At 70.1% G+C, this 13,326-nt stretch carries 11 protein-coding genes; 7 read left to right on the top strand and 4 right to left on the bottom strand.

The window, feature by feature from the left end:
- The first annotated feature begins 98 nt into the window (after positions 1-98).
- On the top strand, positions 99-1,253 hold the full coding sequence (locus tag I4J89_RS17040; protein WP_196414955.1) for an acyl-CoA dehydrogenase family protein: 1,155 nt from the start codon (positions 99-101) through the stop codon (positions 1,251-1,253).
- 808 nt (positions 1,254-2,061) lie between these two features.
- Here the strand turns inward: I4J89_RS17040 and I4J89_RS17035 are convergent.
- On the bottom strand, positions 2,062-2,874 hold the full coding sequence (locus I4J89_RS17035) for a class I SAM-dependent methyltransferase (protein ID WP_196414954.1): 813 nt from the start codon (positions 2,872-2,874) through the stop codon (positions 2,062-2,064).
- Positions 2,875-2,903: 29 nt separating this feature from the next.
- Between I4J89_RS17035 and I4J89_RS17030 the strand changes: the two genes are divergently transcribed.
- Positions 2,904-3,872: an MBL fold metallo-hydrolase gene (locus I4J89_RS17030; RefSeq protein WP_309238352.1), complete on the top strand. Its 969-nt coding sequence runs from the start codon at positions 2,904-2,906 to the stop codon at positions 3,870-3,872.
- A 69-nt stretch (positions 3,873-3,941) separates the two neighbouring features.
- Positions 3,942-4,220: a hypothetical protein gene (locus I4J89_RS17025; RefSeq protein ID WP_230859057.1), complete on the top strand. Its 279-nt coding sequence runs from the start codon at positions 3,942-3,944 to the stop codon at positions 4,218-4,220.
- Here the strand turns inward: I4J89_RS17025 and I4J89_RS17020 are convergent.
- Complete coding sequence (locus I4J89_RS17020) at positions 4,184-5,272, bottom strand: FAD-dependent oxidoreductase (RefSeq protein ID WP_196414953.1); 1,089 nt, start codon at positions 5,270-5,272, stop codon at positions 4,184-4,186. The two genes, I4J89_RS17025 and I4J89_RS17020, sit on opposite strands and share 37 nt — an antisense overlap.
- Before the next feature lie 132 nt (positions 5,273-5,404).
- On the opposite strand from I4J89_RS17020, the gene I4J89_RS17015 reads away from it, so the two are divergent.
- Positions 5,405-6,247 carry a helix-turn-helix domain-containing protein gene (locus I4J89_RS17015; RefSeq protein ID WP_196414952.1) on the top strand — a complete coding sequence of 281 codons (843 nt, stop codon included), beginning with the start codon at positions 5,405-5,407 and terminating at the stop codon, positions 6,245-6,247.
- An 8-nt stretch (positions 6,248-6,255) separates the two neighbouring features.
- Here the strand turns inward: I4J89_RS17015 and I4J89_RS17010 are convergent, their stop codons facing one another.
- Together I4J89_RS17010 and I4J89_RS17005 are read right to left on the bottom strand one after the other, a co-directional pair.
- The gene (locus I4J89_RS17010; protein ID WP_196414951.1) at positions 6,256-6,975 is read right to left on the bottom strand and encodes a class I SAM-dependent methyltransferase; all 720 of its coding nucleotides are present in this window, start codon (positions 6,973-6,975) and stop codon (positions 6,256-6,258) included.
- Complete coding sequence (locus I4J89_RS17005; protein WP_196414950.1) at positions 6,972-7,991, bottom strand: alpha/beta hydrolase; 1,020 nt, start codon at positions 7,989-7,991, stop codon at positions 6,972-6,974. The genes I4J89_RS17010 and I4J89_RS17005 overlap by 4 nt, the downstream gene beginning before the upstream one ends.
- A 125-nt stretch (positions 7,992-8,116) precedes the next feature.
- Between I4J89_RS17005 and I4J89_RS17000 the strand changes: the two genes are divergently transcribed.
- From I4J89_RS17000 to I4J89_RS16990, 3 genes are all read left to right on the top strand, one after another.
- Positions 8,117-9,151: a LacI family DNA-binding transcriptional regulator gene (locus I4J89_RS17000; RefSeq protein ID WP_196414949.1), complete on the top strand. Its 1,035-nt coding sequence runs from the start codon at positions 8,117-8,119 to the stop codon at positions 9,149-9,151.
- A 128-nt stretch (positions 9,152-9,279) separates the two neighbouring features.
- On the top strand, positions 9,280-11,130 hold the full coding sequence (locus tag I4J89_RS16995; protein ID WP_196414948.1) for an RICIN domain-containing protein: 1,851 nt from the start codon (positions 9,280-9,282) through the stop codon (positions 11,128-11,130).
- On the top strand, positions 11,130-13,304 hold the full coding sequence (locus I4J89_RS16990; protein WP_196414947.1) for a carbohydrate-binding protein: 2,175 nt from the start codon (positions 11,130-11,132) through the stop codon (positions 13,302-13,304). Before I4J89_RS16995 ends, I4J89_RS16990 begins: the two co-directional genes overlap by 1 nt.
- The last annotated feature ends 22 nt before the right edge of the window (positions 13,305-13,326 follow it).

Below are 13,326 nucleotides of genomic sequence, written 5' to 3'. Positions count from 1 at the left end.
CGAGGCGATATTCGGCACAGTGGGTGTGCTTGCCAGGCGGACGCTACGCGCCGGTAACATAGCGGCGGGACCCCCTTAGGGAAGGTTAAGGTCAGGGCATGTCTGATTTCGACGTCTACCGGCTTCCGGAGGACCACGAGACCATCCGCGCCGCGGTGCGTGAGGTCTGCGACGCGCGGGTAGCCCCGCACGCCGCCGAGGCCGACGAGACCGGCGAGTTCCCCAAGGCGTCGTACGACGCGCTCCGCTCCTCCGACTTCCACGCCCCGCACATCCCGGTGGAGTACGGCGGCGCCGGCGCGGACGCCCTCGCCACCGCGATCGTGATCGAAGAGGTCGCCCGGGCCTGCGCGTCCTCCTCGCTGATCCCGGCGGTCAACAAGCTCGGCACGATGCCGCTGATCCTGTCCGGGTCCGAGGACCTGAAGCTCAAGTACCTGTCGAAGGTCGCCTCCGGCGAGGCGATGTTCTCCTACTGCCTCTCCGAGCCGGAAGCCGGCTCCGACGCCGCCTCGATGACCACCCGGGCCGTACGCGACGGCGACCACTGGGTGCTCAACGGCGTGAAGCGCTGGATCACCAACGCCGGCGTGTCGGAGTTCTACACGGTCTTCGCGGTCACCGACCCGTCCGCCCGCTCCCGCGGCATCTCCGCCTTCGTGGTGGAGAAGTCGGACGAGGGCGTCAGCTTCGGCGCCCCCGAGAAGAAGCTCGGCATCAAGGGCTCGCCCACCCGCGAGGTCTACTTCGACAACGTGCGCATCCCGGCCGACCGGATCATCGGCGCCGAGGGCACCGGCTTCGCCACCGCCATGCAGACCTTGGACCACACCCGGGTCACCATCGCCGCGCAGGCCATCGGCATCGCCCAGGGCGCGCTCGACTTCGCGCTGGCGTACGCCAAGGAGCGCAAGCAGTTCGGCAAGCCGATCGCCGACTTCCAGGGCCTGCAGTTCATGCTCGCCGACATGGGCATGAAGCTCGAGGCGGCCCGCCAGCTCACCTACGTGGCGGCCGGCAAGAGCGAGCGCGGCGACGCTGATCTGACCTACTTCGGCGCGGCGGCGAAGTGCTTCGCGTCCGACGCGGCCATGGAGATCACGACCGACGCGGTCCAGGTTCTCGGTGGGTATGGCTACACGCGCGACTACCCGGTGGAGCGCATGATGCGCGACGCCAAGATCACCCAGATCTACGAGGGTACGAACCAGGTCCAGCGCATCGTGATGGCGCGGCAGCTGCTGAAGGGCTGACGTTAGTAGCGGTTTTTGCAGGTGAGGCCGGGGTTGCCCTGATGAGGGCAGCCCCGGTCCGTCGTTTTACGAGGCTGCCACTTACCTGCTGTGCTCGGCTGCGCGCAGCATCGCCTGTCCGCGGCCGACAGTGGGTGAACCTGAACAAGAGCATCGACGTTGAGTCATGAAGACAGGCGTGGGAGCGCTCGAAGCGCAGCCCGGGCACGGTGATGCTCAATCGAGAGCCGGTGAACGACGCCGTAGGGACTTCCGGTGAAACGCTCGCAACTAACCCGGGTACTGGGCGTAGTCGCCGTGATCGTGACCATCGCCGGGGGCGTCCTGTGGTGGATCGGCCGCTCCGATAGCCGGCTGCCTTGGGTGCCGACGTGCACCGACCTGGCTCCGCGTATGCAGGTCGAATCTGGAGGCTCTTGGTCGGTGACCGAGGCTGACCCGAACCGGGACGAGAACGAGGCTTCCACCATCTGCGGGATCTCTTTCGTCTCCGGCAATCAGCGGTTCACCGGTGAGCTCGACCTGTTCGCCGTCGGTGAGCCGGAGGCGGAGACGGCACGGCAGGGAGTGGCGAGCGCACCGTGCGAGGGGACGATCGCTGCCGTTGGCGTCCCGGACGGCCTCCTTGCGTTCCGCTCCTGTTCGTTCGCCACCAGCGAGAAGGCGATAACCACTGTTACCCGCGAGCCGGACGGTGAACTCGACGTCCGGGTCCGTCCCGGGATGCTGCGCCAACTCACCGACGACGAGGTGGCCGCAGAGATCCGCGCACCGGTTGAGCGCGGCCGCCACAGCCGCTCTGAGCGCTTCAGCGGCCGCTGCTCAGTTCCCCGGCGGCGATCACCGCCGCGACCGGGACCGACAGGTCATAGGGGGCGGCCAACCGCTCGAACGCCGCCCGGATCTCGGCCTGCACCGGTGCGGGCTGGGCCATCACCAGCGCCGACGTGCGCACCGTGCCGTCGAGTAGGCCGTGCCAGAGTTCGTCCACTGAGGAGAGCTGCTGGTCGAACGTCGCGGTCGTCAGCGAGACCTCGGTGAAACCGGCGGAATGGAACAAGTCGAATATGGCGTCCGGTTCCGCGTACCGGAAGAATGGCTGGCCGGGTGGGAGATCAGCCGGCGGCGACGCGCCTGCCTCGGTGATGGCATCCAGCAGGATGCCGACGAAGCGTGCGCGTGAGGGCAGGTCCCACACGCTCAGGGCGAGGCGGCCGCCGGACGCCAGCACCCGGGCGGCCTCGGCCGCGGCGACCGAAGGGTCGGCCAGGTGGGGCAGCAGGAAGTTGGCGACCACGGCGTCGAAGGACGCCGCGGGGAACGGCAGTGACTCGGCTGCGGCCTGGTGGAACTCGATCGCCGGGTGACGGGCGCGGGCCAGCTCGATCATCGCGGCGGACAGATCAACCCCTACGGGCCGGGCGCCGCGATCGAGGGCGCGGGCGGCTGCCTGGCCGGGGCCGCAGGCCAGATCGAGTACGCGTGAGCCGTCACCGACCCGGGCGGCGTCGAGCAGCGGGTCGACCACCCGTGCGGTGATCCGGGCGAGCAGACGGTCGTAGCCGGTGGCCCGGCCGGCCTCGGCCCAGCCGGCATGTTCGAAGCGGCTGAAGGCGTCCATCGACCCAGTGTGGGCGTAACCTGCGAGAGGTGCAGCAGATAGGCCTCGCGCCGGTCGACGGCGTGCACATCACCACCCTGATGGACAACTCGTCGGACGCGCTGCTCCCGGACGAGGGGCTGGTCCGGCGCTGGGGCCTGAGCGGATCGGCAGGCCCGCTGCCGGTGCTTCCCGCCGAGTTCGCGCTGGAGAAGCAGAGCTTCGATTTTCTCCGGGCCGAGCACGGCTTCTCCGCGATGATCGAGGTGAACGGCCGTCGGGTGCTCTTCGACACCGGGGTCACCGCGGACGGGCTGATCGGCAACCTGGACCGGCTGGGGATCGCGCCGGATTCGTTCGAGGCGATCGTTTTCAGTCACGGGCACTTCGATCACGTGATGGGGCTGAACGGCCTGGCGGAGCGGGTCGGGCGGGCGAACCTGCCGGTGCTGTTGCACCCCGACTTCTGGCTGCGCCGCCGGATCGTCTCGCCGGACCGGACCCTGGAGCTGCCGACCCCGAGCCGGTCCGCGATCGAAGGTGCCGGGTTCGCCGTGGTGGAGGACCGGCAGCCGTCCTTCCTGCTCGACGGGATGCTGCTGGTGACCGGCGAGGTGGATCGGACGACGCCGTTCGAGACCGGGATGCCACCGGCACATCAGGCGCTGCGCGACGGTGTCTGGCAGCCGGACCAGGTCGTGCACGACGACCAGGCGGTGGTGCTGCACGTCCGGGACCGTGGCCTGGTCGTGCTGACCGGATGCGGACATTCCGGGATCGTCAACATCGTCCGGTACGCGCAGCGCCTCACCGGCGTCGACCGGATCCACGCCATTCTCGGCGGCCTCCACCTGCGGGACGGCGCGATCGTCCCGGCGACGGTGGAGGCGCTGGCGGCCGAGGCGCCGGGCGTGCTCGTGCCGGCGCACTGCACGTCGTGGAAAGCGCAGCAGGCGCTAGCCGCCGGCCTGCCCGGCGCGTTCCGCCCGAACGCCGTCGGCAGCCGCTTCGAACTGTGAAAACCCCTGGTGGGCGGTATCCGGGATCTTCCCGATGCAGCCGGGACGGGGCGTTCCTACCGTCGAGTTATGAAGCGATTCGCCATCGGCGTACTCAAGGTGCTCGGGGTGATCCTCGGGCTCTATCTCATCGCCCGAGCGGTCGCCGAACCGTTCGTCATCGACGTCACCGACCCGTCCACCTACAGCGACGACTGGGGTGGTCCCGCCCTGGCCGGGGTGCTGGCGGTGCACATGGGTCCCGGCATTCTCGCCGCGCTCGCCCTGTTCGGGATGGTGCGGCGGCGCGTGACCGGCCGGGAGCTAGTTGATCACGCGGAGACCCGGGCGCCCAGCAACTCCCGGTAGTCGTCCAGGAAGAACGTGCCCTTGTACTGGGCCGTCGCCTCGGCGCCGACCAGACCCCACTCCGGGGCGTAACCGGCGCCGGCGGCCGGGCCGAGCGGAAGCAGCATCGCGTCCGGCGCCGGCCGGTACTCGTGCCGCACCGGCTCGCCCCCGATCAGCGCACGGATGTTGCCGGCCACCACCTCGGCGTGCTCACCCGCGGCCCGGGCCTGCTTGAGTTCGGGCACCGCGGTCACGTCACCGACCGCGAAGACCGTCTCCTGCCCGGCCAGGCGCAGCTGCGACGTCACCGCGAGCCGACCGTCCGGCTGCCGCGCGGCGGCCAGGCCGGCGTCGAGATAATCGGTGCGGACCTCCGCACCGAAGCACGGAAACCAGAGATCGGCGGCGAGAACGTCACCCTCGGCGGTGGTCACCGTGAACGGGCGCAAGCTGCCCGCGTCCGGTTCCGGCAGGGCACGCAGCGAGGTTCCGAGAAGCAGGTGTACGCCCAGAGCGTCCAACTGCCGGCGCAATTCGGCCCGGAACTCGCCGGGGAACCGTCCACCGAGCAGATCGGTGCCCGCTTCGACCAGGGTGACCGACTTCTCCGGCCAGGCCGCCTTGATCTCGCCGGCGAACTCCAGGCCGATCGCGCCCGCTCCGAGCAGCAGCACCTTCGACGAGCGCAGCAGCGCGTCACGGGTCCGGTGCAGCCGGGTGACCGCGTCGTCCCGTACCAGAGAGTCGATCTTTCCGGGGAACGGTGCGGAGGAGCCGGTCGCCAGCACGACGTAGTCGGCTGGGAGGCGTACGCCGGAGGCCAGCTCGACCTCGGTCGCCGACACCCGGGCCGCCCGGTCCCGGACCACCCGGCCGCGGGACAGCAGGCCGTCGTACCGAATGAAGATCTTGTCGGTCCATTCCGGATCGACGGTCGCGCGAAGCGCGGCGACGTTGTGCACGAAGGTCTCCCGGGGTTCCACCAGGGTGACGTCGGCGACGTCGTCGAGTGCCTTCGCCACCGCGATGCCGCCGTACCCGCCGCCCACCACAATCACGGTCGGAGTCATGTCGTCCGCCTTTCACAGGTTCGCTGTCGTCGGAGTCGACTCTGATCGGCGCGGCGCCCGCCGGGGAGGCCGCGCTCAGCGTGGTAGTGCGGGGGCCACCCTCACCGCCCGCGCCGTTGCTACGGTCGGCTGGTGAGCGACAACGAGCTGGGCCTGTTCCTGCGTACCCGCCGGGAGGCGATCACTCCGGCCGAGGCCGGCCTCCCGCCCGGTTCGCGGCGGCGTACGCCCGGACTGCGCCGCTCCGAGGTGGCCACGCTCGCCGGGGTGAGCGTCGAGTACCTGATCCGGCTCGAGCAGGGCCGCGATCGCCGCCCGTCGCCGCAGGTGCTCTCCGCGCTCGCCGGCGTCCTGCGGCTCACCCCGGCCGAACGTGTCCACCTGCACCGGCTGACCAAATCCGCTGACGCCGGCTTCACCTGCCGCGGCGCGGCCGGTCCGGCGCGGACCGTCCGGCCGACCGTGCGGGCCCTGCTCGACCAGCTCGAACCCGCGGCCGCCGTGCTGGTGAACCAGCTCGGTGACGTGCTGGCGTACACGCCCGCCTTCGCCCGCCTGGCCCGGCCGCTCGGCCTGCTCGACGGCGACCCGCCCAACCTGGTCCGGTACGTCTTCGGCGATCCGCGGGCACGAACCGCCTACCCGGATTGGGGGCACGTGGCGGACGAGCAGGTGGCGGCCTTGAAGCAGGGACCGTTCCGGGCGGACCCGCACGTGGCCACGCTCGCCGACGAGCTGACCGTGACCGCGGGCGAGGAGTTCACCGGCCGGCTCGGCAGCGTGCCCGGCCTGCCCAGGGCGAACGGCGCGCTCCGGATGAACCACCCGTCCGCCGGACCACTCCGGCTGGCCTACGAAACCCTGGACTTCTCCGCCGACGACGACCAGCGCCTCATCGTCTACCTGCCGGCCGACGACGCCACAGCGGTCGCCCTGCGCGGCCTACGCGAGCCCCTCCGCCTGGTCGCCGGCTGACGCGCGGCTCAGATCGCGGTCGGCGGGGTGGCGAATGCGGGCCGTGGGGTGGTGCAGAACAGCATGGGGTTGGGGGCCGGGCGGTGGACAACTGCGCCCAGGGAGAGCAGGCGTTTCGCGACGGTGAGCTCGGCATATTCCTGGGGTGCGGCGGCTGCGGAGACGGTGAAGTGCGGCGCGTGGCCGGCGGCGAGCCAGTCGAGCACGACCCGGCCTTCGCGGGACGCGTTCGCGGGGCGGTGGAACACGTCGTGGACGGCGACCGGGGTGCCGGGACGGAGCCGGTTCAGCAGGTGACGCCGGTACCAGTGTGCGAACGACGTGGTGTGGACGGCGTCGATGAGCAGGTAGCCGATGTGGTCCGGCGCGAGGTCGTCGGCGGTGCGTACGTCGCGGCGATGGAGCCGCCAGCGGCCGGCCAGCGCCGCGGGGACCTGGCGCTCCGCCCGGTCGGCGGCGGTATACGTGTCGAGGGTGCCGTAGCCGTTGTCGGCGAGCGCCCGTAGCAGCCAGGTCGTCGACCAGCCGCGCTCGTCGCTGATCTCGACCACCCGGCCGGGCCGCAGCTCCCGTACCAGCAGATAGCAGATCTCCGCCTCGGCGTCGTCGAGGCGCGGCCGCATCCGGAACTCCGTGGCCAGCAGCGCCGCCTGCGCTCGCCGCGCGGCTCGCAGCGCGTCCGCGTGCTTGAAGTAGAGGCCGACGATCGTGTCCATGTCGATCTTCACGTGGTGCTCCTCGAGGTCAGGCCGAGGGCGATCTCCGCCATCGCGCGCAGCGACTCGGTGCCGGGCTGGAAGTAGCCGTCGTGGCCGGTGGTGTCGGCGCAGGGGAGTGGCAGAGCGCCGAACTCCGGATCGACCGGCAGGCGGCCGTGACCGATGCCGAAGACGCGCATGCCGGGGATCCTCCGGGTCCAGTCGTCCGGTGCGCTGCCGGCCCACACCCGGGCCGTGGTGTCGAGGGCCGCCCGGTCCGGTACGCCCATCCCGGGACTGCCGATCGCCACGATGTCGGTGACCTGCGGTCCGAGGTGGGAGGCGGCGCGACCGGCCACGATGGACCCGTAGCTGTGCCCGATCAGGGTGATCTGCCGGTCCGGCCGCTCCCGCACCAGACCGGCGACGAACCGTTCCAGGGCGAGTGCCCCGGCCGCCGCCCGGTCCTCGCGGATCGCCTCCCGGCGTACGCCCTCGGGGGTGTCGTAGCCCAGCCACGCGATCACCGCGACCGGCGCGCCCGGATCGAGTTCGCGGATCCGATCGTGCAGTTGCCGCGCCTGCCAGGCGGGCGCCCGGTGGCGCACGCCGCCGAGGCCGCTGTCGAAGTTCGCCAGCTCGGTCGCCACACCGGGGATGAGGATCGCCACCCGGCTCGCGGTGGTGAGGTCGCCCAGCACCTCGGCGATCAGCCCGTCGCCGCGCCGGTCCAGGGCGAGGATCTGCCGGCCGGTCCAGGCCGGGTCGCCGTTGGCCGCGTAGCGCCGGGAAACCGGTACGCCGTCCAGGTTGCCGATCACCTCGGGGTACTGCCGGGTGAGGTCGTCGGCTCCGGCCGCCGGCAGGTTCGCGAACCAGGCGGAGATCTGCTCGGCCGTGGCGGTGGCCGGGTCGGGCAACTGCCGCGCGTCGGCCAGCCACTCCTGGTGCCGTGGCGGTGTGGAAGTGACCGCCTGGGTGGGGCCGAACAGCCACAACGCCGGGGCGGTGAGCAGCAGCGCCGGGACGATCCACAGTCGATTCATCGCTGTTCCTCCGCTTCGATCGGTTCCAGGCGAAGCGAAGGTAGGGCGGCGGAAGCGCGGTGTTCGTCAATCCGTGGAGCCAGATGACCCCTAGTACCGAGGTATCAGCGTCTATGCTCGCGGCGATGAAACAGGGCGATGAAACAAGCGCGCGGCGTGCCACGGTTCGTGACGTGGCCGCGCAGACCGGGCTGTCGATCGCCACGGTTTCCCGGGTGCTGAACGGCCGGGCCAACGTCGCGCCGCACACCCGGGACCGGGTGCTCAGCGCGATGGGTTCGCTGGGCCGGCAGGCGCCGCAGCGGCGCGGTGGCCGGGCCGAGCGGGCCACCGGCGTCTTCGTGCGCTGCCCGTACGTGCTGACCGACTACTTCGGACTGATCGTGTCGGCGGTCGCCGAGGCGCTCGAGCCGCACGGCCTCGAGGTGATCCTGAACGCCGGGGTGGCGGCCCAGCGGGACCGGGTGCTTCCCGGGCTGACCGGCCGGCGCAACGTCGCCGGCGCGGTGCTGATCCTGCCGCCCGAGCCGGGTGCCGAGCTGGTCCGGCTGCGTGATCGGGGTTTCCCGTTCGTGGTGGTCGATCCGCGTACCCCGCCGCCGCGCAACCTGGCGGCCGTCTCGGCGGCGCACTTCGCCGGGGCCCGCCGGCTCACCGCGCACCTGATCGAGCTGGGGCACCGCCGGATCGGCATCATCGGTGGCCCGCGTGACTGGCTGGCCAGCGAGAACCGGTTCGCCGGCTACCTGTCGCCGCTCGCCGACGCCGGTGTGCTCCAGGCGCCGGAGCTGACCAGGTTCGTCGCCGAGCCCACCACCGAGCTCGGCCATCGGGCCGCGGCGGAGCTGCTGGACCTGCCGGACCGGCCGACCGCGCTGGTGGCGTTCAACGACAAGATGGCGATCGGTGCCCTGCGTGCGGCGGCCGAGCGGGGGCTGCGGGTGCCGGACGACCTGTCGGTGGCCGGCTTCGACGACATCGAGCTGGCCGAGGCGTGTCACCCGCTGCTGACCACGGTCCGGCAGCCGCTCGGCGAGATGGGCCGGATGGCGGTCAACCTGCTGTTGCGGATGCTCGGCGGGCACCATCTGGAGGCGCTGCACGTGGAGCTCGCCACCGAGCTGGTGGTGCGCGACTCGACCGGGCCCGCACGGTCCTGATCCGGCGCTGTTTGACGTGTTTCATGGTTCCGGAACCGGAACACGGCAATCCGGAACCGCAATTCATTGACTGCTCTTAATTGATACAGGTTTCCTTCCTGTTACGTCTCGTAGCAGGGAGTCCCCCAATGTCGTACCTCAGATTGCTAGTCGCCGCCGCTGTCGGCGCCACGGTGCTGGCATCCCCCGCGTCCCCCGCCCTCGCCGCCGGCGAGACCGTCAACGTCTACCTGACCACCACGTCGGACAGTGGCGGCCGCACCGTGACCCGCGGCCTGCAGCAGCAGGCCAACATCGCGTTCGGTCCGGCCGGCGGCACCGCGAACCAGACCATCAACGTCAACGAGGGCGTCACCTACCAGACCTTCGAGGGCGGTGGCGCGTCGATCACCGACACCACCGCGTACCTGCTGCGGGGCGGTCCGATCAGTGCGGCGACCCGGGACAGCGTGATGCAGAAGCTGTTCAGCCCGACCCAGGGCATCGGCCTGTCGTTCGTCCGCAACCCGATCGGCGCGTCCGACCTGTCCCGGCCCGGCAACGTGTCGCTCGACGACACGTGTTGCGACCTCAACGACTTCAACACCAACGGCTATGACACCAATGTCCGGCTGCTGACCCAGCAGGCCAGGCAACTGAATCCGGCGCTGCGGGTGAAGGGCGTGCCGTGGAGCGCGCCCGGCTGGATGAAGGACAACGGCCGGATGGACCAGATGGGCTGGCTCAAGTGGGAGCACTACCCGACGTACGCCCAGTACCTGGTCAAGTACATCCAGAGCTACCAGGCCGCGGGCGTGCCGATCAACTACATCTCGGTGCAGAACGAGCCGAACTGCTGCCAGGCGTCCAACCCGACGGCGATGAACTACCCGGGCATGAGCTGGAACCCGTCCGGCCTGGTCGAGTTCACCAAGAACTTCGTCTACCCGGCGTTCCGGGCGGCCGGCATCACCACGAAGGTGCTGATCCACGACTGGAACTACGGCGACTACGCGAACTTCGGCGCGGCCATCCTCGGTGACGCGGGCGTACGCAACGACCCGCTCTTCGGCGGCATCGCCTGGCACGGTTACTTCGGTGACCCGGCGGTCGGTACCCAGGTGCACACCCAGTACCCGTCAGTGAAGCAGTTCAGCACCGAGCACTCCGGCGGCACCTGGATCGCCAACCAGCACAACGAGGACCTGGCCGACATCGTCAACTACGCCCGGAACTGGAGCAGCAGCCTGGTGAAGTGGAGCCTGGCGCTCAACCAGAACATGGGACCGCACAACGGCGGTTGCGGCACCTGCACCGGTCTGATCACCGTGCAGGAGGGCGGCAGCCGGGCCGGGCAGGTCGACTACACCGTCGAGTACTACACGACCGGGCACCTCACCAAGTTCGTCAAGCCGGGCGCGGTCCGGATCGACTCCAACAACACCGCCGTGCAGAACGTGGCCTGGCGCAACCCGGACGGCTCCAAGGCCCTGATCGCGCACAACGGCGGCACGTCCGCGCAGTCCGTTCGCGTGAACTGGTCCGGACAGTCCTTCGTGTACAACCTGCCGGCCCGTACCACCGCCACCTTCACCTGGTCGGGAGCCTCCACCCCGCAGCCGACCGGCGCGATCACCGGCCTGGCCGGCAAGTGCGTCGACGTCGCCGGAGCGGCCACCGCCAACGGCACCGCGATCCAGCTCTACGCCTGCAACGGCAGTGCCGCGCAGCAGTGGACCCGGGCCGGTGACGGCACGCTGCGCTCGCTCGGCAAGTGCCTCGACATCGCCGGGCCGAGCAACGCCGACGGCACCGTCGCGCACCTCTGGGACTGCCACGCCGACACCTCGCAGCGGTGGACGTACGACGGCTCGCAGCGGCTGGTCAACGCGTACTCCGGCAAGTGCCTGGACGTGACCGGCAACAGCTCCGCCGACGCCACCCGGCTGCAGATCTGGACCTGCACCACCGGTGCCAACCAGAAATGGGTGCTCAACTGATGCTGCTCAAGTCACTGGTGGTGGTGGCGGCCGTCGCCGCGACCTCGCTGACCGGGACGCCGGCGCACTCGACGAGTGTGACCGGCACCTACTCGGGCGGCGGAGCGCATTGGCAGGATCTTCCGCGGACCGGGTTGACCAAGGGCGCGAAACCGGCGGACGCCACCGTCGTCATCGACCCGAGCCGGAGCCGGCAGGAGTACACCGGCATCGGGTTCTCCATCGACGAGACAAGCGTCTCCAACCTGTGGAAGCTCACCCCGGCCGAACGGGAGCGGGCGATCCGGCTGCTTGTCGATCCGCGTACCGGCGCCGGGCTGGACCGGTTCCGGATCACGATCGGCAGCCCGGACCTGATCGAGCACCGGCCGTTCTGGTCCTACGACGAGCTGCCGCCGGGTGTGAGCGACGACTGGGACCTCAGGTATTTCTCCATCCAGCGCGACATCGACCTGCACATCGTCGACACCATCAAACTGATCCAGAAGTACAACCCGAGGGCCACGTTCCTCGCTTCGGCGTGGAGCGCGCCGGCCTGGATGAAGACCAACAACAAGTTCCTCGGCGAGGTGGCCCTCAAGCCGGGCAGCAGCACCGAGTATTACCAGGCAGGCAAGCTGCGGGACGACTGCATCGACGTGTTCGCCCGCTACTACGTCAAGTTCATCCAGGCGTACGCACGTCAGCACATCAATGTTGACGCGTTGACGTTACTGAACGAGCCGGGCATGGATGTCGTCTACCCGGCGATGGACATCAGCATCGATCAACAGAAGAAGTTGTCCGTCGCGATCAAGCGGGAGCTGCGGAAGGCCGGCCTGTGGACACAGCTTTACGTGCACGACTTCAACTTCTGGGACTGGCGCGACCCGAACAGCACCGAGACCAAGAACTACCACCGGATCTTCGAGGACCCGGCGACGAAGCGGGCCGCCGACGGAATCGCGTTCCATCCCTACTGGGGTGACCCGAGGGTGATGCGAGACGCCTATGCGGAGACCGGTAAGCCGGTGCACCTCACCGAGACCAGTGACCTGTCACCGGCGACCGTGCTGGCCGACTTCCGGCTCGACGCGAGCTCGTACATCCTCTGGGCGCAGGCCACCGACCAGGACGGCGGCACGCTGCACTGGACCGACAAACGGGACAACAACGTCGACTGGGACGAGGTCGCGCGGACCAGCAAGTGGCCCAACCGGATGGTCAAGGTGGACACCAACACCAAGACCTTCACGGTACGCGACGAGCTGTACCAACTCGGGCAGTTCGCCCGGTATCTGCGGCCCGGGCATGTGCGCGTGCAGTCCAGCGCGACGGACGGCGGAGTCGGCAACGCGGTCTTCCGGGACGGTGCCGAGTACGTCGCGGTGCTCGGCAACGGCAACGCGGTGGACACCTCGGTCGAGGTGGTGGTCGGGGACCGGTCCTTCCGGACGGTGGTGCCGGCTCACGCGTACGCCACCTATCGCTGGATGGACCGCAAGCCGCCGTCGCGGCACAACCGTGCGCCGGTGCTGGCCGGCGTCTCCGGCGTCGTCGCCGACCAGTACGCGACCGTGCGCATTCCGCTGAGCGCCACCGACGCGGACCGCGACCAGCTCTCCTACTACGCGACCGACCTGCCGGCCGGTGTCCGGCTCGATGCCCGGACCGGCGTCATCACGATGACCCCGACCGTCGCCGGCGAGCTCGATCTCACGGTCGCGGTCACCGACGGGCAGCGGCACGATGAGACACGCATCAAGGTGACGGTCCGGCCGCATGGCGCGCCGCCGGGCGCGATCGTGGAAGCCGAGGGGTACGCGGAGCAGCACGGCTGGACCGAGGGCGGAGCGAACTTCGTCGAGAGCAACGCCGCGGCGAGCGGAGGCCGCAACGTCGGGTGGACCGCACCCGGCAACTGGCTGAAGTACCGCTTCGACCTCGCCGCGGCCGGCGGATACGAGCTGGAACTGGGCGTGGCAACCGGATCCGGTGCCGAGGTGCCGGACGCGATCTCGATCCGGGACGCCGCCGGGCAGGTGCTCGCCACGGTGTCCGTGCCGGATACCGGCGGCTGGGGTGCGTACCGGCCGGTGCGGGTACCGGTCTCGCTACCTGCCGGGGATCAACTTCTTACGGTTTACTGTGAAACCGGAGGGTTCAATCTGGACTACCTCCGGCTGATCGGGTAGGGGCCGTCAGCCGTCCGACTGC

Origin of the sequence: Actinoplanes aureus (assembly GCF_015704865.1) — a bacterium.
GTDB classification, from domain to species: domain Bacteria; phylum Actinomycetota; class Actinomycetes; order Mycobacteriales; family Micromonosporaceae; genus Actinoplanes; species Actinoplanes aureus.
Note: the sequence above shows the minus strand (reverse complement) of the source record. Positions and strands in the feature narration are given on the sequence as shown.